Source organism: Streptomyces sp. ICBB 8177, assembly GCF_003144095.1.
In the GTDB taxonomy this organism is placed as follows: domain Bacteria; phylum Actinomycetota; class Actinomycetes; order Streptomycetales; family Streptomycetaceae; genus Streptantibioticus_D.
Genome location: NZ_NSKH01000018.1, coordinates 1,778,757 through 1,800,303, shown reverse-complemented (window position 1 = coordinate 1,800,303; position 21,547 = coordinate 1,778,757). Strand labels below are relative to the sequence as shown.

The following is a 21,547-nucleotide window of genomic DNA, read 5'->3' as shown; positions in this document are numbered from 1 at the left end:
CGGCTTGTGCCCCCGTTGGTACGGCTTGCGCCCCCGTCAGCGCGGCTTGTGCCCCCGTTGGTACGGCTTGCGCCCCCGTCAGCGCGGCTTGTGCCCCCGTCAGTGCGGCTTGTGCCCCCAGATGTACACCCGGTCGCCCTTGCGCAGCACGCCCCACAACCTGCGGGCGTCCGCCACGCGCAGGTTGACGCAGCCGTAGGAGCCGGTCGGTGCGTACAGGCTGCCGTAGATCCCGTGGAACGCCTCGCCGCCGTCGAAGAACTGGCTGTACGGCATGGGCGTGCCGTAGATCGTCGAGACGTGGGCTTCGTGGCGCCAGTAGATCCGGTACAGCCCGTCCCGGGTGCGCATGCCCGCCTTGCCGGTGCGGACCCGGACCGGGCCGAACACGATGCGGCGGCCCTGCTGCACCCACATCAGCTGCCGGTTCTGGTCGACGCAGGCGATGCGGTAACGGCCCACCGGGCAGCGGTGGCCGGCGTCGGGGTTGGCCGGGGCCTTGGAGGCCAGCTCGGCGGCGAGCCCGGCGTCGAGCATCGTGCCCCAGGTGACGGGCCCCGCGAAGCCGATCGCCGGACGGATGGCGTGGGCGCGCTGGTAGTGCTGGATGGCCCAGCAGCCGTCGGCGGTCTGCCGGGCGTGCCCGGTGCCCGCGAACAGGTGGAGGAAGCGCTCGACCTCGGTCTGGTACGGGCCGGTGTGCGCCGAGCAGTACGGGCGGCGCGCCGGGCGCGGGGCGGGCGACGGCCGGGCGGCGGCGCGCACCGCGGCGGCGTCGTCGGCGGGGATCCACTCGATGAGCGCGGCGTCGTCGGCGCGCGCCGCGCCGGGCGCGGGGACGGCGCGTGCGGCGGCGGGGGCGGGGGTGCCGGGGGGCAGGCCCTGGTCGGGTGTGTCGCGGGCGGCGGCGGGCAGCGGCTCGCCGGGGACCAGCTGGTCGAGCGGTACGACGTCGGCAGCGGCGGCCTCGTCGGGGCGGTGCTTGGGCGAGCCGATCGCGGCCCCGGCGGGGTGGCCGGGGCCGGCCGCGCCGAAGGGCGTCAGCCCGTACGCCGTCGCCCCGCCGCCGGCGAGCAGCACCGGCAGCAGCGTGGCCGCGGCGAGCAGACCGGCCCGCCCTCTCGCTCTCGTGACACCAGCCATGGCCAAGACCTCCTGGAAGCCGGCAGGGTGCGCGCGGCAGGCGGCCGCGCAACGTCGGGACGGACCAGCCATGCCCGCGCCGGGCCCGCACCCCGTGGCCCCCGGTCCGGCGGCCACCCCCTTGCCCGATCGCAAATCCCTCTAAAGGCCCATCAATGCTCATCAAAGCCCACTAACCCTACGTACCGTCAGCAAGGCCGTGAGCCATCGGCCGTCGAACAGGCGACGCAGCCGTACCCACCGGGTGCGCCTAAGCTGACCCCCATGTGCGGAATCGTTGGATACGTGGGCGCCCAGAACGCCCTCGACGTCGTCATCGCCGGGCTGAAGCGGCTGGAGTACCGCGGCTACGACTCGGCCGGAGTGGCCGTCCTGGCCGACGGCGGACTGGCCTCGGCCAAGAAGGCCGGCAAGCTCGCCAACCTGGAGAAGGAGCTGGCCGAGCGCCCGCTGCCGTCCGGGACGACAGGCATCGGCCACACCCGCTGGGCCACCCACGGCGGCCCCACCGACGCCAACGCCCACCCGCACCTGGACAACGCGGGCCGGGTCGCCGTCGTGCACAACGGGATCATCGAGAACTTCGCGGCCCTGCGCGCCGAACTGGCCGAGCGCGGCCACGCGTTGGCGTCCGAGACCGACACCGAGGTCGTCGCCCACCTGCTGGCGGAGGCGTACTCCTCGGCAGGCGACCTGGCCGAGGCGATGCGCCAGGTCTGCCGCCGCCTGGAGGGCGCCTTCACCCTCGTCGCGGTCACCGCCGACGCGCCCGACGTGGTGGTCGCCGCCCGCCGCAACTCCCCGCTCGTGGTGGGCGTCGGCGACGGCGAGGCCTTCCTCGCCTCCGACGTCGCCGCCTTCATCGCGTACACCCGCGAGGCCATCGAGCTGGGCCAGGACCAGGTCGTGGAGCTGCGCCGCGAGGGCGTCACCGTCACCGACTTCCACGGGGCCCCCGGAACGTTCCGCGAGTACCACGTGGACTGGGACGCCTCGGCCGCCGAGAAGGGCGGCTACGACTACTTCATGCTCAAGGAGATCGCCGAACAGCCCAAGGCGGTGGCCGACACCCTGCTGGGCCGCATCGACGGCTCGGGCCGCCTGACCCTGGACGAGGTGCGCATCGAGGCGTCGGCGCTGCGCGAGGTCGACAAGATCGTCATCGTCGCGTGCGGCACGGCGTTCCACGCGGGCATGATCGCCAAGTACGCGATCGAGCACTGGACCCGGGTGCCCTGCGAGGTGGAGCTGGCCAGCGAGTTCCGCTACCGCGACCCGATCCTCGACCATCGCTCCCTGGTGGTCGCCATCAGCCAGTCCGGCGAGACGATGGACACCCTGATGGCGCTGCGGCACGCCCGTGAGCAGGGCTCGAAGGTGCTGGCCATCTGCAACACCAACGGCTCGACCATCCCGCGCGAGTCCGACGCGGTGCTCTACACCCACGCGGGCCCCGAGGTCGCGGTGGCGTCCACCAAGGCGTTCCTGACCCAGCTGGTCGCCTGCTACCTGGTGGCGCTCTACCTCGGCCAGGTGCGCGGCACCAAGTGGGGCGACGAGATCTACACCGTCATCCGCGAGCTGTCCGACATCTCCAAGCAGGTCGACCAGGTCCTGGAGACGATGGAGCCGGTGCGCGAGCTGGCCAGGTCGCTCAAGGACAAGGACACGGTGCTCTTCCTCGGCCGCCACGTGGGCTACCCGGTGGCCCTGGAGGGCGCGCTGAAGCTCAAGGAGCTGGCGTACATGCACGCCGAGGGCTTCGCGGCCGGCGAGCTGAAGCACGGCCCCATCGCCCTGATCGAACAGGACCTGCCGGTCGTCGTGGTGGTGCCGTCGCCGCGCGGGCGCTCGGTGCTGCACGACAAGATCGTCTCCAACATCCAGGAGATCCGGGCCCGCGGCGCCCGCACGATCGTGATCGCCGAGGAGGGCGACGAGGCGGTCGTCCCGTACGCCGACCACCTCATCCGCATCCCGGCCACCCCGACGCTGCTCCAGCCGCTGGTGGCGACCGTTCCGCTCCAGGTCTTCGCCTGCGAGCTGGCGACCGCGCGCGGCAACGAGGTCGACCAGCCCCGCAACCTGGCGAAGTCCGTCACGGTGGAGTGAGCGCGGCATGATCATCGGAGTGGGCATCGACGTGGCCGAAATCGCCCGCTTCGAGGAGGCGTTGCGGCGGACCCCGGCCCTGGCGGACCGCCTCTTCCTCCCCGCGGAACTGCGGCTCCCGGACGGCGAGCGGCGCGGCGCGGCCTCGCTCGCCGCCCGCTTCGCCGCGAAGGAGGCGTTGGCCAAGGCCCTCGGCGCGCCCCCGGGCCTGCTGTGGACCGACGCGGAGGTGTGCGCGGAGGACTCCGGCCGCCCCCGCCTGGAGGTCCGCGGCACGGTGGCCGCCCGAGCCGAGGCCCTGGGCGTGCGCACCTGGCACGTCTCCCTCTCCCACGACGCCGGCGTGGCGTCGGCGGTGGTGATCGCGGAGGGGTGACTGCGGGACGCCTGCCGGGGCCCGCATCATCGATCCCCGACGTGGCGAGCCACCGTTCGCAGATCTGACGCCGCCCCGGCGTCAACGGGATCGAAGAAGGCAGCCCGCCTAGATGCCTGCCGCCTCCTCCGGGGCATGTACGCGCAGAGCCCTTGAGACGGGTCGCGCACCGTGGGTGGCTGGGGCAGGCGTCCCGCATGGCTTCCGCACCCAGCATCCCCAGACCTGGGCCTTCGAGGTCGCGCCGAAGGGCCCGCCGTTGCAGAAGCGCCCCCGGCCGATCCTCGGCAGCGGTGCGCGTCCTCCCAGCCGCCTACGAGTAGGAGACGCCACTCGCGCCGCACGCCCCCGAGATCGACTCCATCAGATGCTCCCAGGGCGGTTGAGGCGACGCTGGAGTAGCAGCTGGCAGCGGGGTCAGGCCCCTTCGCCGGGGTCGAGGTCGGGTGGGTAGGACGGCGGTAGTAGATGGTAAGCCAGTCCCGGGTGGCGGCGAACTGGGGCGGCGTTGGACATGTGTTTGCGGGAGCGGCCCGCGGATCTGCACCGCTGGAATGCGGCCGCGACGCCACCAGGTCGTCGCATGCGGCGGCAAAGGGAGAAGCCAGCTTCGTCCTCAAAGACGACCCACGCTTCACGACCGCCACGAGCCTGGAGCCGTAACACCTCGCGAACCTGCTGGGATTCGGCGGTCAGCCCACCGCCCTGTGAATACCGAGTACCCCGCGTGAAGGGCTGCCACCCGTCAGCTCCTAAGGCATCACGAGTTCAGTGTCGGTAGCTAGCCCCCAGCGAACTTCACTCATTCGAATTATGGTCCAGCGCACGCACCAAATGAGCCTCCCCTGCGGCTTCTTGCTCTGCGTCCCAGTACTTTACGTGCCGCCAGCGCTCATGATCATACGCACTGTGCGACTGCCAGGGAGATGCCAGGACCCACAGCGTATTCCATGCTGCTTGCACTTGCAGGCGCAGATATCTCTGAGCGTCGACATCGTCAGCTGTTTCCCCGGATAGGGGGAGCGCGTGCTGCAGCGTGCCCACTACGTGAACCAGCGCCGCCCTTACACTACGAGCCACCTGTCGCTCGTTACTGCCGCGCTCCGCACCGGCAGACCGTGCGGTTCGTGCAATCAGGAATGAGTCGATCGCCTCTACGTCACCGATCGTGATGTCCGCGGCATAAACCAGCCCGCACTGCTCCCGCTCAAACACGCCCACCAACTCTACCTCCATACTGCACAGCTGAGCCCGTATCTGCCGGCGCGGGGCCGACGGGGAGGAGATCACCTTTCCCAGATGGGTTCGTCATAGTCGATATCCACCTCACCCCATTCATCCTTCTTCCAGACCCTAGTCACGTACTCCCAGGGTATCCCGCCATCAAAGGCGATTTCCTTTTCATGGGGCGACGGACTGAGGGGGCCGAGCTCGTTGTTCACATCGATGCCGTGCGGCGCTCCGCGAATCTCGTACAGATATCCTTCCGGCCCACCAAAGTAGGTCGCAGCTATGTCAGGACTCTTCGAAGTGCCGACGTAACGAGCCTTGTTGCGGATATCACTCGCATAGTCGAGAAGCGAGACCTCACTCGAAGGGTCCTGAGGCATAAATCCGCCAGCCGCCTTGACCTCTTTGGGCGGCCGTGCATCACCTCGATAGACTGGATCACCGCAAGTGTTGTGCACGAGGACCGGCGTGGCCCCGGCCAGTACATAGTACGTGTGGTCCTGCGAGACGGTGAGGTTGTAGCGGTTGGCTGCGCCCGGAGTGGCGCGGACGCTGACGACGTAGGCCTTCTGGCCGTTCTCCGTCGCCAGTTCGTGGCCGGGCTTCAAGATTCCTGCCGGGAGCCAGGCGTGCGTGGTGGCGTCCCAGAACGGGTGGTTGCTCGTCGTGTGAAGAACGGCTGTGTGGCCGGGGCTGGTCTCGACCTTCACATCGACGAGGTCATGGTCATGGTTGACCCAGGTCGCGGTGACGGTGTGAGAGCCGTCGTGCGCGCCCGTGCTCGCGTTCGCCGACTCGACCTTGTCGCCCGGCTTGATCTCGCCGATCGGTTTCGTCTTGTGCCCGGCCATGAGGACAGGCGTGCTCGGTGCGAAGCTGCACCCGCCCTCTGTCGAGGCCTTCTCGGGTGTGCCCTTGGCGGGTGTCGAGGGCTCAGCTTCACCGGTTGATGCGGACTGAGCACGTTCCTCGCTGTTCTCATGCTTCGCCGCAGCAACGTCCGGCTCGCTCTTGGCAGTGCTGTTCTCCACAGTCCGCGAGGCAGCGGACGTGGGATCCGATCCACTCGGGGCCGACTCATCAGGTGTTGAACCCTCATCGTGAACACCACCGATGGCGCTTCCTCCGCTGTCGGACCCGGTCATCATGCCGACCAGACCGTCGACAGCGCCCGCAGCGCCCAGGTAGCAGCCCGGAGTTGCAAGGCCGAGGGTAACGACCTCACAGTCCGCGAAGCCCTCGCCGATCATGGTCAGACCGATCGATATCCCGATGGCCTGCAGGGCCTCCATGGGGGTCGGCGGCGGCGTCGTGTCGTGCTGGGCGTTGGACACGTCGCAGACGAACTTGCCACTGCACGAGGAGGGCGGAGGGGAACTGGAAGTGGAGCCGCTGGAGCCTCCGCCGGAACCGCTCGGGATGATGGATCCGTTGTTCTTCTCCGCCTGGCACATGGCGTCGCAGTAACCGGGCGGAGGGCCGTCGCCGAGGTTGTACATCAACCCCGTCGGGTCGCTCCCCGTCGTCGGGTTGTCGGCTGCGTACGTGTAGCCGCCCATCTGGTTCGGGTCGCCGGCCTCCAGGATGGGGTCGGGGGTGAGGAAACCGCCCTGGTTCGGGTCGTACTGGCGGGCGCCGAGGAGGTCGAGGCCTGTCGTGGGGTCGGAGGGCTTGCCCAAGTAGCCCTTGTTGTCTGCCCAGTTGGACGGCTGCGTGCCGCGCGGGGCGCCGTACGGGTCGTAGTAGCGCCGGGTCACCGCGAGCGTCGACGCGTCGATCTCCGTGGTGGCCGTGCCCTGCGTGGTCGCGACCTCGTAGGTCAACGTGCCGGTGCTGGACCGGCATTCGGTCGTGCCGTCCGGCCCGGAGTAGTACCGCAGACCGCTGACCGCTCCCGACGCTGTGGTGAGCGTCAACTGCTCGGCGCCCCCGAAGAGATAGAGGATCTTCGAGGTCGGCGTCGTCTGGACCAGCAGGTTGCCGTCCGCGTCGTAGAGGTAGTTCGTGGTCTGGTCAGTGCCTCCCGAGGGAGTCGTGACGGAGGCCGTGCGGCCCTCCGCGTCGTAGGTGAACGACTGCGCGCTTCCGGTCACCGGCAGGTTGGCGTCGGCGTTGGTCCAGCGCTGTTCGGTGGAGGCGGCGCAGGTGTTGATCTCCAGTTGGGTGCCGTTGGTGGTCGAGGACGACGGGTCGTCCAGGCACTTGCCGGATTCCGGGTTGACCAGTGTCCCGTTGGCCGCGGCCTTCCACTGCTGGGCTCCGCTGCCGTTGCACGTCCACAGGTCGACCGGCGTTCCGTTGGCGGTGCCGCTCTTGGTGACGTCCAGGCACTTGCCGAGGACCTGGACCGTGCCGTCGGTGCCGACCGTCAGCTTCTGCGCGGCCGAGCCGTTGCAGGTCCAGACGTCGATCTTGTTGCCGTTGGTGGTGCCGGACGAGGAGTCGTCCAGGCAGAGCTTGGTGCCCGAGCGGGTCGGACCCGCCACGAACGGCCCGCTCGTGGTGACCGTGCGCTTGAAGGTGTCGCCCGCCGTGTCGTAGGAGGGCGTCAGCGTCGACGTGCCGTCAGGGCCCGTCGTGGTGACCTGGCTCGCCGCGTTCGGCGTCGGGGCGGCCGTCGCCCCCGAGCCCGGGTAACTGATGCTCTGCGTCACGTCGTTGGCGGTGTTGCCCGACGTGTCGTGCATGACCTCCTGCGTGCGGTCGCCCAGCAGGTCGTAGCTGTAGGACTGCCAGTACGGTGCCGGCCCGCCGATGGTCGACGCGCTGGGCGTGGTGGTCTTGCAGCTCGCGACGGAGCCGGCGGTGGGGGTCGTGGTGCCCGCCGTGTCGGTCCACGCGGTCGTCAGCCGCTGGAGGTCGTCGTAGGTGAAGCACTGGGTGTCGGTGGCGGCGCCACCGTTCTGGCTGTCGGAGACCGTCGTGAGGTCACCGGCCTGGTCGTACCCGTAGGTGGTGTTGTCCAGAGCGGTCTTGCCCGCGCTGGGCTGCAGGTTGACGCTGCTGGTGGCCAGCCGTCCGGTGGCGGGGTCGTAGCTCGCCGTGGTGTTGAGCTGCTCGCCGTACAGGCCCCAGGTCGCGTCGATGGCCTGGCCGTAGGGCGTGTAGTTGACGTTGTCCAGATACGCCGTGTTGCCGCCGAATCCGACCACCAGTCCCTGGAGGTCGTAGGAGTACCCGACGCTCTCCTGGGGAAGCCCGCCGTCCTTGCCGTAGTCGGTCTGCGCGAGGAGCCCGACGTTCGGGGAGTACTCCGTCGTGGTCGAGTACGTATTGGACGTGCTTCCCGTGCCGTTGCCGGGGAAACCCGCGTCAGCCGGGATCGTCACCGAGGAACCGGTGGGCTGGTAGGCGGTGTTGTACCCGGTCACCGCCTCGGTGTAGGCGTCACCGGACGCGCCCCCGACGTACCGCGTCGAGGACGTCGGGTACCCGTCGGCCAGCGAGTCGTAGGACCAGGAGGCGAGTTCCTTCGACGCGTCGGGAGTGGCCGACCAGTTGCCTGAGTACTCAGCGGTCTTGCGGCCCAGGTCGTCATAGGCGTAGGAGAGCACCTGGCCGCGCGGGTCCGTGGTCTGGAGCAGGTCACCGGTGTCGTCGTACTTGTCGAACGTGGTGGTGCCGGTGTCCGGGTCGCTCTGTTGGGTCTCCTCACCCAGCAGGTCGTAGTGGTAGCTCCACTGGTTGCCCGCGTTGTCGCTCATCGTCGAGATCTGGCCGGCGGGCGTGTAGGTGTACGTGGTCGCGACCGCGTCCTTGGCGTTGCCGGTCGGCGTGGGGCTGTCGTCGTACGACCAGGTGGCGGTCGTCTGGCCGAGCGCGTTGGTGAACGTGGACGTCGCCGTGCCGCCCGCCGGCGGAGTGCTGTCCGTGCGGTCCGCGCCCGGGTACGCGGTGGTGGACTGCCACTGCTCCTGGGCCTTGGACCACATCTGCGAGTGGATCGGGCGCCCCTGGCCGTCGTAGAGGGTGAGGGTCTGCGACGGGATCTGGTTGTCCTTGGCGACCCACATGGTGGTCGAGGGGTCCGAAGTCGGCTCGTAATAGGCGGCGTTGGACTTCCAGGCCCAGCCGTGGGTGTCGTAGAAGGTGTCGGTGATGAGGCGGCCGGCGGAGTTGTCCGCGGTCTTCGTCTGGACCTGCCGCAGTTGCAGCATGCCGTCGTAGATGTCGATCGTGGGCGCGTACGACTCGTCCTCGCGCAGCGTCTCGGTCGTCACCGTCGACGGGCCGCTCGTACCGTTGATGGCGTACGAGAACGTGGTGTCCGCGCTCTGGCTGGTGGCGTCGCGGCCGGGCAGCCAGACCGCGGTGCGGCGGCCCAGGGCGTCGTACTGGATGACCGTGTCACGCTTGTTGGCGTCGGTCTCCTCGACCGGCAGTTCGCGCAGCGGGTCGAGCTGTGAGGTGGTGACCCAGCCGCGCGGATTGGTGGACGTCGTGGTGGCCGGCAGCTGACCGGTGGCCGGGGTGAAGGCGGTCGTGGTCTTCTCGCCGTCGGCGTCCAGGCTCTGGGTGGCGCGGCCGTAGGTGTCGTAGGCGGTGGCGGACGTGGTGCGGTAGGCGGGCGTGCTGCCGCTGTAGCCGGACACCATCTGGACGGCCGTCAGGTTGCCGGTGGTGCCCAGGTGGCCCAGCGTGCCGGGGTTTGTGACCGTGCCGTCACCGTCGTAGAAGAGGCGCTTGTCGGCGATGGTGGTGGAGGTGCCGGGAGCGGTGCCGCAGGGGCCGGCGACGACGAGGGCTTCGTCCGGGTAGGACAGCATCATCGGGTTGCCGGACGGCGGGGTGGCGTAGCTGACGGTGCCGCACTTCTCCTGCGAGGGCACGCTCACGTCGCCCTTGCTGTCGACCGTGATGGGCTGGGCGTCGGCGTTGTACGAGGTGTCGGTCTCGGTCTCGCGCCACTGGCCGTTGCTGAGCAGGCTGTATCCGCGCGTCTGCTCGGACTTGAGCATGTGCGACGTCAGGTCGGGCAGTGAACCCTGGCTCTGGGTCGCGGTGGTGGTGAAGGTCCACGGGCCGCTGACGGACTTGGAGTCGACGCTGCCGCTCGCGCTGGTGTAGGTGTCGCTCTCCAGAGCCGTTCCGGCCAGCTGGTCGCTGTCGGTGACCTTGTCGCCGACGCTGTCGGTGACGGTGACCGAACGGGCCGTGCCGTCGGACGTGAGGTCGCCGTCCATGCCCTGCAGATACGTCGTGACGTTCTTGGTGATGGGCTGGGTGCCCGACCCGGTGGTGACGGTGACCGTGCGATAACCGCGGAACTGGTCCCAGGTGCGGTACTTGTCGGGGGTCAGCGGTGAGTCGTCGCGGTGCCAGGCGGCACCGGAGTAGGAGTAGTCGGTCTCCTGCGTGGGCGACCCGGCTCCGGAGTCGTCGGTGACCGTCACCTGCTGGACGCGGGTCTTGTTGAACCAGTCCGAGATGGGGTCCGCCCCGCCCGGTGTGGTCCAGTACGCGTTGAAGCACGACATCGTGTCGCTGTCCGGGCTGCTCGGCATCGTGTTGTTGACGCGGGAGCAGTCCGGTGGAGCGTAGGTGACGCCGATCGACTCACCGGTCTCGGTGGTGATGGCGGAGATGCGGGGCCGGTAGAGCGGGGGCGCGGCGGGGGTGAGACCGTCGACGCGGTTGTCGCTCTCGATGCCGGTGAAGGTCACGGGGGGCAGGGTGATGGCGCTCGTGGCACCCGCCGTGCGGTCCTCGCCGGTGTGCTGGATGGAGTTCAGCCACATCACCGACTGCAGCTCACCGGCGTCCTTGGGGTCGACGCTCTTGCCGGTGACCGGGTCGGTGACACCGCCCGCGTCGGAGTAGACCTGCTTGAGCTGGTAGCTGTCGACGTTCGTCAGCGTTCCGCCGACGTTCACCTGGGTGGTGATGGAGTCCAGCCGGTAGGTGGACCAGAAGGTCGGCGCGCCCACCAGGCAGGTTCCGGTGCCGGACCCGGAGGTCTTGTCGGTGGAGTCGCAGTTCAGGTCGTAGGGGACGTCCGGCCAGTTGGTGGCGGTCGAGTCGCTGAGGTTGCCGTACGAGCAGTCGGTGAACGACGACGAGGTCTGGCAGCGCTGCGCGGTGTTGAAGACGACCCGGGCCGCCGGGGTGTGGCCGGCCGCGGCGTCGGCGAGCTGGTAGCCGTAGGAGATCTGCTTGAGGTAGCCGCCGCGGACGTACTTCGTCAGCGTGCCAGAACCACCCGAGGAGGCGACCTGGCCGCCGCCCATGTCGTAGTAGTTGGTCTCCGCCGCGTAGTCGTAGCGCTGGGTGTTGCTGTGGGTGTCGACCACGAAGTCGAGGTTGAACCGGTAGCCCATCAGGCATTCCGAGTCCTTGCCCTTGGCCGGGTCGTAGCACGGGTCGCCGGAGTCGGGGCTGTAGACCGGCTCGCCCCAGGCGCTGTCGGTCGAGGAGTCGGATGTCTGGCCCGGGGCGTGGTCGATGCCGAAGTAGTAGGCGACGCCGTCGGTGGTGGTGACCTTGAAGTACTCGCCGTTCCACAGCCCGTTGTCCGCGCCACTCAGTTCCTCGACCTTGGTGCCGTCGTCGCCCTGGATGTGCCAGACCTGCGGCTTGCTCAGGTCGGAGGGGTTGGCGCTGTCGTCGCGCACGAGCGTGCCGGAGTGGCCGTCCAGGGCGAGGGTGAGGTTGGCGCCGCCCCAGCACTGGTCGCCGGAGTCGGATATGCCGTCCTGACCGCAGGACTTGTAGGAGCGCTCGATGAAGCCGGGCGAGTACGACCAGCCGTCACCGATCCACGAGGACTGCGAGTTGCGCGCCGAGGTCTCGCCGTCGACGGACTGGGAGTCGTACGACAGTGCCACGGACGGCGCCGAGCCGCCGAGCGAGGCGGGGACGGTGACGGGGTAGGAGTAGGTGAACGCGCCGGTGCCCGAGGCGCTCCAGGTGCCGGACGGGTTGAGGCTGGTCGCCGTGTAGCTGCCCTGCGAGCCCGAGGTGCCGGAGACCGCGGCGACCGCGGTCACGGCCGCGGACTTCGCGGCCGGGGACGTGGCGCGCGCGTTCGCCGTCGCGGACCGGGTCGCGGGGGCCAACGGGACGGTCGCGGTCAGCTTGCCCGTGGCGAAGTCGTTGCTGGCGGCCAGCGGCGTGCGCACCCGGCACTTGGGGACGTCCGGGGTGGTCAGCGCACAGGCCGGCATGGTGACGAGGTGGAGCCGGGACGCCCAACCGCCGCCGTAGGCACGCGCGATGGCGCTGTAGTCGAGGGTGACCTGTGCCGAACCGGCCGAGCCCGATCCGTCGGCGCGGGAGAAGCCCGCGAGGATGCCGTCGACCCCGGCGGCCTGCGCCTGGGTGTGTCCGGCCAGTTGGACGCGCACGGATGCGGGGCCCATCGCGGCGGCGGTGTCCGCCTTCGCCGCGGTGGCGTTGCGGGAGGTGGAGGCACGGGGGACGGCGGAGACCCAGACGGGGAGTGATCCGGCGCGTACCGGGGAGGCGGGCGCGGAAGAGGCGTCACGCGACGCGTCGGCCGAGAGGGCAGGCGAAGGGGTCGCGGAGGAGGAGGACTTGGCACGCGGCGTGGCTTGCGCCGTGGTGGTGGCGCCGTCCGTCCGCTTCGTCTTCGCCGAGGTGCTGCCGGACGGCCCGGGCGTCGCGTCGGCGGACGCGCTGTCGGGGGTCGCCTTCGGCGTGGCGGATGCCGTGGTCGGCGAGTTCAGGCTGACGGTCGCGGTGCCGGCGGCGGGCCACCGGGGGGCGGCGGCGCGGTAGGGGTTCACCGGCTTGGCGCCCTTGGGCAGGGCGGGTGCGTGGCCGTGCGCGGTGAGCGGGTGTCCGCCGACTCCCGGTGTGGACGGGTCCGGGTGCGCGGTCCACACCTTGCCCTTGTAGTCGTAGTGGGCCACGTCGGCCGCGCCGGCCATGGGCACGATCAGCGCCATGGATCCCACGGCGGCGGTCGCCACCGTCAGCCCACGCCCCCATATCCGTCTGCGGGTGCTCGCGAACCAGCGCAGCCTTGACGTCATGTCACCCTTCCCCCCTCAGCAGCGGACTCGTCGTGACTGCCGCCGTGACCACGCACGCGCTACTCGTGCAGATGTGCGCAGGAACCGTATTGATCGAACACAGTTCCTGCCAATAGCCTTCACGACCGCCACCCGGCGCCACATGAGCACACAGCGTGATCATGGCGGGGGGAGTGAAGGGGCGATCTGACGTCGCTGCGGCAAAAGGGACAGGAAAGCGTCACTACCCGCAGCGGACGAATCGTTTCTTCAGGCGCACCTTTACGAAATCCTTAAGCTTGAGGGGGGCTCCATGGGCGGCAGATCTCGCCCGCGTCACCATCAACGACGTCTCGCACAGCGCTGCGGGGCACTCGCCTGCGCGACCGGACTGGTGCTTCTGGGCATCGGAGCGGCACCGGCCACGGCCGACGCCCCGGACCCGGCGAACACCGCGACGTTCTCCGACGCGCCACCGGACACTCCGGGCAACCCGACGCAGGCGGCGCTGATCCAGGCCGCGGAGAGCGGCAAGAGCGTGCCCATCGACGCTTTGACCACCGAGACGTCGACGACGGTGGCGAACCCCGACGGCACGCTGACGTCGACGGCGTCCTACCAGCCGGTCCGGGTCATGGAGAACGGCGCGTGGACGGCCGTTGACGCCACGTTGCGGGAGAACAGCGACGGCACCTACAGCCCGGCCGCCACCCCTTCGGGCGTGACGCTCTCCGGCGGGGGGCAGGGCCCGCTGGCCACGCTCACCGATCCGGCCGGGCACAGCCTCGCCCTGACCATGCCCTTCGCACTGCCCACTCCCACGGTCAGCGGCAACACCGCGCTGTACCCCTCGGTGCTGCCCGGGGTCGACCTCCAGGCGACCGTGAGCGACCAGGGCGCCTTCAGCGACACGCTGATCGTCCACGACGCCCAGGCCGCGGCCGACCCGGAGTTGAAGACCCTGGCGGTGGCCACCTCGACCAGTGGTCTGACGCTCTCCACCGACTCCGAGGGCGTCCTCACCGCCGACGACGCGGACGGCACGGCCTCCTTCACCGCGCCTCCCGCCGAGATGTGGGACTCCTCGACCACCACTGCCGCCCCGTCTGCGTCCCGTGCGAAGTCCGCCGCCAGAGCCTCCGTGGCGAAGGCCGCCGACGACCCGTCCGAACCGTCCGGCGGGGACGCCACGCCCGCGACGTCGTCCGTCAGCGGGCCCGGCGACGGCGCCCACGTGGCCGACGTGTCGGTGACCACCGGCTCCGGCCGGCTCACCTTGACGCCCGACGCCGCGATGCTGTCCGGCTCCGGCACCACCTGGCCCGTCTACATCGACCCCTACGTCAGCCCGACGACGAGCAAGACCGGCCACTACACCACGGCCCAGGAGGGCTGTCCGGACTCGCCGCAGTACGACAAGCCACAGGACTACGGCGAGGGCGCCGGGTACCAGCAGTACGCGAGCAACTGCTTCGGGCTCGAAGAGTCGTACTACGAGATGAACATCAGCAATCTCACCAGTGCGATGCACATCTCGAAGGCCACCCTGAACCTCTCCGAGGCCTACGGCGCGGACAACGGCTGCGGCAACTCCTGGCCGTTGACCCTGAAGACGACCGGCACCATCAACTCCTCCACCGACTGGGACCACCGGCCCGACGTCGTGTCCAGCTATCCGAGCATGACGGTGGACGTCAAGAGCGCCAGCCTCTATTCGAGTTGCGGCACACAGCCGGTGTCGTTCACCGTCACGTCCGTCATGAGCGATCTCGCCGGACAGGCCGGCACCTGGACGTTCGGCCTCTACGGCGACGAGAGCAAGACGTCGGGCAACAAGGGCTTCATGCGGTTCGCGATCAACCCGACGATCACCACGGTTTACGACATCGCACCCGACCAGCCGAGCGACACCGGTACGACGCCCGACGCACAGAATCCCTCCGGGTGCGGCACGACGACGCCGGGCTGGATCGGCATGACGGCCCAGGACGGGAGCAGCAGCGGCGTCACCCTCAACGCCAAGCTGGTGTCACCGATGCAGGGCGAGAACGTCAAGGGCGACTTCTCCCTCTGGGACGACCAGGCCGCCGACTCCAGCGGTAACCCGACCAGCGTCTCCGCCCCGTCGAGCGCGTACGTCACGTCCGGCAGCACGGTGCGCGAGGAGGTGGGCGCCACTCTCAAGGACGGCCACGAGTACGGCTGGCAGGCCAAGGCCTACGACGGCACCTTGTACTCGTCCTGGAGCCCGGTGTGCCACTTCATCACCGACCTGAGCGCTCCCACCCAGCCCGCCATCACGCCCAGTTCCGTCTTCCCGGCCGCCGGGAGCGGGCAGACGCCCACCGGGTACGCGGGCCAGCAGGGCACCGTCACCGTCAGCAGCAGTGACCCCGTCCCGACAGGATGCACCCGGGGCACCTGCCAGGCCAGCGGTGTCGACCGCTTCGAGTACTCCCTCGACCAGCCCATCCCGGTGGACGGCGCCACGTCGGTGCCCGCCACCGTCGGCTCCGACGGCACCGCCACGGCCACCATCCCGTTCACACCGACCATGTGGGGAACCCACACCCTCTACGTCTCGGCGGTGGACAAGGCGGGCAACTCCACGCCCTTGCCTGCGAGTTACACCTTCTACGCGCCGTGGAACCCCAACACCAAGGTCACCCCCGGTGACCTGACCGGCGACGGGGTACCCGACCTGCTGGCCACCACCAGGACCGGCGACCTCGAACTCGTACCGGGCAACAGCGACCCGTCCGTCACGTCGCCCACACCGGCGTCCACGGCCGCGCAGAGCCCGGACGGCACGGGCTGGAACAACTATCTGATCGCCCATCGTGGCAGTACGAACCAGATGGGCTGGGACGACCTGTTCGCCTACAACAGGAACAGCCACAAGCTCTACGTCTACAAGAACGACGCCACCACCGGTGGGACACCGGGCCACTTCACCAACAGTGCCGGGCTCCTGGCCCCGGTCGCCCGACCCCAGTGCACGGCCACTGATGACAATCCCGACAACTGTGACACCAGCGGAGCGGCCTACAACTCCGACTGGTCCCACATCACCCAGATCCTCGCGCCCGGTGACGTGAACGGAGACGGCCTGCCCGACCTGATCACCGTCGAGGACGGCCACCTGTGGCTCTACCGCGGAGCGCACAACAACAGCTTCTTCGGTCCCACCGCGCCCGGTGGGACTTCGACCACCACGCCGGTCCTTCTCGGCACTGGTGACTGGTCGCGTTTCACCCTGATCGCCCCCGGCCAGGTCGGCGGAAAGCCCACCCTGTGGGCGCGGGACAACACCACGGGGACGATCGACACCTTCCCGCTCACCCCGGACGCCCACGGCCTTCCCGCCGTGCTGACCGCACCGGTGACCACCACGCTCACCTCGGCGCTGACCGGAACCGGCGGCACGCCGCTGTGCGTGGACGACACCCACTCCGCGACCGCCGACCACAACCCCGTGCAGCTGTACCAGTGCAACGGCACCCAGGCCCAGCAGTGGACCCTCTACAGCGACGGTTCGCTGCGCGTCCTGGGCAAGTGCCTCGACGTCACCTCGGGCGGCACCAGCGGCACCCTCGTGCAGCTCTACCAGTGCAACGGCACCGGCTCCCAGCAGTGGAAGCCCGGGGCCGACGGGTCCCTGGTCAACCCGCAGTCCGGGGACTGCCTCGACGACCCGAACTCGGCCACCGCCAACGGCACCCAGCTGCGCATCTGGACCTGCAACGCCACCCCGGCACAGAGCTGGACCAGCACCGCCACGACCGGCTGGGACAGCGGTACGCCCACCGCTCTGCCGGTCACGCTGCCGAGCGCCGCCTACCCGGCCATCGCCTCCCCGGGGGACGTCAACAGCGGCACCGCGAGCGGGAACCCGGACGGCAACCCGGACCTCTACGTCTCGACACCGAGCGGCCAGCTCATCGAATACCCGGGGGCGGCCCCGGCCGCGACGGCCACCTTCGCGGCACCCGTCACTCTCGGGTACGCCAACCAGCCCGCCGCGTGGTGGAAGCTCGACGAGGGCAGCGGCACCACCGTCAAGGACTCCGGCGGGTCCGACGACGCCGGTCTCCAGGGCAACGCCACCTGGGCCACCGACACCACCATGGGTTCGGTCCTGAGCCTCAACGGCACCACCGGATACGCCGCTTCCGCCACCGCGGCGGTCCCCACCGGCACCCACGACGACCCGGTCGACCCGACCACCCAGGACCCGGACAGCTTCACGGTCTCGGCGTGGGTCAAGCTCAACGACCTGTCCGCCAACTCGACGTTCGTCTCCCAGTCCGACACCGCCGGCGCGGCCAACGCGTTCCAGCTGTACTACTCCTCCGGCGCGGGGGTCTGGGCGTTCGACCGCCACGACGACGACACCACCAGCACCGCCTTCACCGCCGCCTACGGTGCGAAGGCGCAAGCCGGGGTGTGGACCCACCTCGTCGGCGTGTACGACGGCAGTTCCAACACCCTCGACCTCTACGTCAACGGAGCACTGAGCGCGTCCAGGACCTTCGACGGCACCCCGTGGGACGCGGCGGGCCCCGTTCAGATCGGGCGCCGCCTCTACCAGGGGTCGTACGGCGAATACGCCAACGCCGAAATCAGCAACGTGGAGCTGTACGGCGCCGCCCTGAGCCCCAGCGCCGTCCAGGCGCTCGACTACAGCGCGACTCCGCTCACCCAGCTGAGTTGATCGTCCTCTCCGAAGGGCCGTTTGCCGTCCGGCAGTCGGCCCTTCGCCGTCCGTCGGGCAGCGCGCACGGCGACGGCGCACTACCCTCGACCCATGCGCCACGCCCACGACGTCGAGACCGTGCGCGCCGCTGAGCGGGCACTCATGGGCACGCTGCCCGGCGGGGCCCTGATGCGGCGGGCCGCGTTCGGGCTCGCGACCGCTTGCGCCGACATGCTCGGCGGTGTCTACGGGCGACGCGTCGTCGTGCTCGCCGGGAGCGGGGACAACGGCGGCGACGCGCTGTACGCCGCCGCCGCGCTGGCCCGGCGCGGCGCCGGGGCCGTCGCCGTCGAGCTCGCGCCCGAGCGCACGCACCCCGGCGCTCTCGCCGCCCTGCGCTCCGCGGGCGGCCGCACCCTCGCACCCGAGGACGCCGGCGCCGTCATCGACCGCGCCGACCTCGTGCTGGACGGGATCGTGGGCATCGGGGGCAAGGGCGGGCTGCGGCCGGAAGCCGCCAGGCTCGCGGAGCTGGCCCACCGGGCCCGCGCGGCCGTGGTCGCCGTGGACCTGCCGAGCGGGATCGACCCGGACACCGGCGCCGTCGCGGGCGAGGCGGTGCGCGCCGACGTCACCGTCACCTTCGGCGCCTACAAGCCGGGCCTGCTGATCGACCCCGGCGCCGAACACGTCGGCGCGCTGCGTTTCGTCGACATCGGCCTGGGCCCGCATCTGCCGGAGCACGCCGCCCTCGAAGCGCTCCAGCACGCGGACGTCGCCGCGCTGCTGCCCTCGCCCTCCGGGGAGAGCGACAAGTACCGGCGCGGCGTCGTCGGCGTCGTCGCCGGGTCCGAGCGCTACCCGGGCGCGGCCGTGCTCGCGGTCGGCGGCGCGCTGCGCGGCGGCGCCGGTGCCGTGCGCTACGTCGGGCCGGGCGCCGACGCGGTGATCGCCCGCTTCCCCGAGACGCTGGTGAGCGCCGGGTCGCCCGCGAAGGCCGGACGGGTGCAGGCCTGGGTGATCGGGCCCGGCCTCGGCGACGACGCCCGGGCCCGGCAGGCGGTCGCCGAGGTCGTCGGCGCCGACGTGCCGGTGCTCATCGACGCCGACGCGTTGCGGCTCGCCGACCGCGACGCGGTGCGCGCCCGCCGCGCCGGGACCGTGCTGACCCCGCACGCGGGCGAGGCCGCCGCGCTGCTGGACACCGACCGCGCTCAGGTCGAGGAGGCCCGGCTGGCGCACGTACGGCGGCTGGCCGAGGAGTTCCGCGCGACCGCCCTGCTGAAGGGCTCGACCACGCTGGTCGCCGAGCCGGGCACGGGCGCGGTGCGGGTCAACCCGACCGGTTCCGCCTGGCTGTCGACCGCGGGCAGCGGCGACGTGCTGTCCGGGCTGACCGGCTCACTGCTGGCCGCCGGGCTGTCCGCGCGGGACGCCGCGTCGGCCGGCGCCTACCTGCACGGGCTGGCCGGGCGCGACCTGGCGCCCCCGTTCGGCGCCCACGAACTGGCCTCGCGCGTACCGCTTGTGCGCGCCTCGATCGTGGATGCCGTGACGAACGACGCACCGCCCCGAACGTGAACGCCGCGTAACACCGCAGCACAATGGACGGCGTGTCCCTGACGAGTGAGCGCCGCCGCGAGGCAACCCCCTACGTGGATCTGACCCGGGCAGAGTGGAGCGCGCTGCGCGAGCGGACGCCGTTGCCGCTGAGCGCCGAGGAGGTCGAGGGGCTGCGCGGCCTGGGCGACCTGATGGACCTCGACGAGGTGCGCGACGTCTACCTGCCGCTGTCCCGGCTGCTCAACCTCTACGTCGGCGCCACCATGGGCCTGCGCGGGGCGCTCAACACCTTCCTCGACGCGGGCAACGGGCACGGCGCCCAGTCCGGCACCCCGTTCGTGATCGGTGTGGCGGGCAGCGTCGCGGTGGGCAAGTCCACCACCGCCCGCGTCCTGCAGGCGCTGCTGGCCCGCTGGCCCGAGCACCCCCGGGTGGAGCTGGTCACCACCGACGGCTTCCTGCTGCCCAACGCGGAGCTGGCGCGGCGCGGCCTGATGTCCCGCAAGGGCTTCCCCGAGTCCTACGACCGCCGGGCCCTCACCCGCTTCGTCGCCGACGTCAAGGCAGGCAAGGACGAGGTCACCGCGCCGGTCTACTCGCACCTGATCTACGACATCGTGCCCGACGAGCGGCTGGTGGTGCGGCGCCCCGACATCCTCATCGTCGAGGGCCTCAACGTGCTCCAGCCCGCGCTGCCCGGCAAGGACGGCCGCACCCGGGTCGGCCTCGCCGACTACTTCGACTTCAGCGTCTACGTGGACGCGCGCGGCGAGGACATCGAACGCTGGTACCTCAGCCGCTTCCGGATGCTGCGGGAGACCGCGTTCCAGGACCCCTCGTCGTACTTCCGCAAGTACACCCAGGTCTCCGAGGACGAGGCGCTGGACTACGCGCGGATGCTGTGGCGGACGATCAACCGCCCGAACCTGGAGCAGAACGTGGCCCCGACCCGCGGCCGCGCCACGCTGGTGCTGCGCAAGGGCCCGGACCACAAGGTCCAGCGGCTCTCGCTGCGCAAGCTGTGAGAGGCGCTGTCCCCGGACGGGCGGTGAGCGCCGCGCCGGCGGTCCCGGCGCGGCCCCCGGCCCGGCGGGTCAGCCCAGGGTGCGCTTGACGACGTCCGCGAGCCGTCCGGCGACCGACCGGGCGTGGTCGATGTCGGCGGCCTCGACCATGACGCGCACCAGCGGCTCGGTGCCCGAGGGGCGCAGCAGCACGCGGCCGGTGGCGCCCAGCTCGCGTTCGGCCTCCTCGACCGCGCGGCGCAGTTCGGCCTCGGAGCCGACCCGGGACTTGTCCACGTCCGGCACGTTGACCAGCACCTGCGGCAGCCGCTCCATCACGGCGGCCAGCTCGGCCAGGGAGCGGCCGGTGGCGGCGACCCGGGCGGCGAGCAGCAGGCCGGTGAGGGTGCCGTCGCCGGTGGTGGCGTGGTCCAGCACGATGACGTGGCCGGACTGCTCGCCGCCGAGGGCGTAGCCGTTGTCCTTCATCGACTCCAGCACGTAGCGGTCGCCGACCGCGGTCTGCACGAGGGTGATGCCCTCGCGCTCCATGGCGAGCTTGAAGCCCAGGTTGGACATGACGGTGGCGACCACGGTGTTCTCCCGCAGGCCGCCCGCCTCGCGCATGGCGAGCGCGAGCACGGCGAGGATCTGGTCGCCGTCCACCTCGGCGCCGGAGGCGTCCACCGCCAGGCAGCGGTCGGCGTCGCCGTCGTGGGCGACGCCGAGGTGGGCTCCGTGCTCGACGACGGCGGCGCGCAGCTTGTCCAGGTGCGTGGAGCCGCACTCGTCGTTGATGTTGAGGCCGTCCGGCTTGGTGCCGATGGTGACGACCTCGGCGCCCGCGCGGGCGAAGGCCTCGGGCGAGACGCGGGAGGCGGCGCCGTGCGCGGCGTCGATGACGACCTTCAGGCCGTCGAGCCGGTTGGGCAGGACGCCGACGAGGTGGGCGACGTAGTTGTCGAAGCCCTGGGTGTAGTCGCGGACCCGGCCCACCCCGGCGCCGGTCGGGCGGTCCCACGGCTCACCGGAGGCGTGGCCGCGGTAGGTCTCCTCGATACGGTCCTCCAGCTCGTCGGCGAGCTTGTGACCGCCGCGGGCGAAGAACTTGATGCCGTTGTCGGGCATCGGGTTGTGGCTGGCGGAGAGCATGACGCCCAGGTCGGCGCCGAGCGCGCCGGTCAGGTAGGCGACCGCGGGGGTCGGCAGCACGCCGACCCGCAGGACGTCGACTCCGGCACTGGCCAGGCCCGCCACCACGGCGGCCTCCAGGAACTCCCCGGAGGCGCGTGGGTCACGGCCGACGACGGCGACCGGGCGATGGCCCTCGAACGTGCCGGCCTCGCCCAGCACGTGCGCCGCGGCGACCGACAGGCCGAGTGCCAGCTCGGCGGTGAGGTCCGCGTTCGCGACGCCGCGTACCCCGTCCGTACCGAAGAGTCGTCCCACT

At 70.8% G+C, this 21,547-nt stretch carries 9 protein-coding genes; 5 read left to right on the top strand and 4 right to left on the bottom strand.

All coding sequences use genetic code 11. The features are described 5' to 3' along the window. Positions 1 to 99 precede the first annotated feature (99 nt). Positions 100 to 1,143: a L,D-transpeptidase gene (locus tag CK485_RS16585; protein ID WP_109451369.1), complete on the bottom strand. Its 1,044-nt coding sequence runs from the start codon at positions 1,141 to 1,143 to the stop codon at positions 100 to 102. Positions 1,144 to 1,407: 264 nt separating this feature from the next. On the opposite strand from CK485_RS16585, the gene glmS reads away from it, so the two are divergent. Next, entirely contained in the window at positions 1,408 to 3,255 is a 1,848-nt protein-coding gene (gene glmS / locus CK485_RS16580) for a glutamine--fructose-6-phosphate transaminase (isomerizing) (protein ID WP_109451367.1), read from the top strand. A gap of 7 nt (positions 3,256 to 3,262) precedes the next feature. Next, positions 3,263 to 3,631 (top strand): holo-ACP synthase, encoded by a 369-nt coding sequence (locus CK485_RS16575; protein WP_109451365.1) that lies wholly within the window; start codon positions 3,263 to 3,265, stop codon positions 3,629 to 3,631. 798 nt (positions 3,632 to 4,429) lie between these two features. Here CK485_RS16575 and CK485_RS28530 read toward each other — a convergent pair. Both CK485_RS28530 and CK485_RS16570 read right to left on the bottom strand, forming a co-directional pair. Continuing rightward, positions 4,430 to 4,867 (bottom strand): hypothetical protein, encoded by a 438-nt coding sequence (locus CK485_RS28530; RefSeq protein WP_146214552.1) that lies wholly within the window; start codon positions 4,865 to 4,867, stop codon positions 4,430 to 4,432. A gap of 50 nt (positions 4,868 to 4,917) precedes the next feature. After that, positions 4,918 to 12,855, bottom strand: coding sequence for a ricin-type beta-trefoil lectin domain protein (locus CK485_RS16570; protein ID WP_146214551.1), 7,938 nt, complete (start codon positions 12,853 to 12,855; stop codon positions 4,918 to 4,920). Between the two features lie 292 nt (positions 12,856 to 13,147). On the opposite strand from CK485_RS16570, the gene CK485_RS16560 reads away from it, so the two are divergent. The 3 genes from CK485_RS16560 (at position 13,148) to coaA (ending at position 20,118) form a co-directional block, all read left to right on the top strand. Further along, positions 13,148 to 17,548 (top strand): ricin-type beta-trefoil lectin domain protein, encoded by a 4,401-nt coding sequence (locus tag CK485_RS16560; protein WP_206749854.1) that lies wholly within the window; start codon positions 13,148 to 13,150, stop codon positions 17,546 to 17,548. A 93-nt stretch (positions 17,549 to 17,641) separates the two neighbouring features. Further along, a complete protein-coding gene (locus CK485_RS16555; RefSeq protein ID WP_109451357.1) occupies positions 17,642 to 19,111 on the top strand; it encodes an NAD(P)H-hydrate dehydratase in 1,470 nt (489 codons plus the stop codon). A 23-nt stretch (positions 19,112 to 19,134) separates the two neighbouring features. After that, positions 19,135 to 20,118 (top strand): type I pantothenate kinase, encoded by a 984-nt coding sequence (gene coaA / locus CK485_RS16550; protein ID WP_109451355.1) that lies wholly within the window; start codon positions 19,135 to 19,137, stop codon positions 20,116 to 20,118. A 69-nt stretch (positions 20,119 to 20,187) separates the two neighbouring features. Here coaA and glmM read toward each other — a convergent pair whose 3' ends face one another. After that, positions 20,188 to 21,546 carry a phosphoglucosamine mutase gene (glmM, locus tag CK485_RS16545; RefSeq protein WP_109451353.1) on the bottom strand — a complete coding sequence of 453 codons (1,359 nt, stop codon included), beginning with the start codon at positions 21,544 to 21,546 and terminating at the stop codon, positions 20,188 to 20,190. Position 21,547 lies beyond the last annotated feature (1 nt).

Coding starts and splice junctions, on each gene's coding strand:
- CK485_RS16585 (WP_109451369.1), bottom strand. CDS start 1,143: ATGGCTGGTGTCACGAGAGCGAGAGGGCGGGCCGGTCTGCTCGCCGCG.
- glmS (WP_109451367.1), top strand. CDS start 1,408: ATGTGCGGAATCGTTGGATACGTGGGCGCCCAGAACGCCCTCGACGTC.
- CK485_RS16575 (WP_109451365.1), top strand. CDS start 3,263: ATGATCATCGGAGTGGGCATCGACGTGGCCGAAATCGCCCGCTTCGAG.
- CK485_RS28530 (WP_146214552.1), bottom strand. CDS start 4,867: ATGGAGGTAGAGTTGGTGGGCGTGTTTGAGCGGGAGCAGTGCGGGCTG.
- CK485_RS16570 (WP_146214551.1), bottom strand. CDS start 12,855: ATGACGTCAAGGCTGCGCTGGTTCGCGAGCACCCGCAGACGGATATGG.
- CK485_RS16560 (WP_206749854.1), top strand. CDS start 13,148: ATGGGCGGCAGATCTCGCCCGCGTCACCATCAACGACGTCTCGCACAG.
- CK485_RS16555 (WP_109451357.1), top strand. CDS start 17,642: ATGCGCCACGCCCACGACGTCGAGACCGTGCGCGCCGCTGAGCGGGCA.
- coaA (WP_109451355.1), top strand. CDS start 19,135: ATGGACGGCGTGTCCCTGACGAGTGAGCGCCGCCGCGAGGCAACCCCC.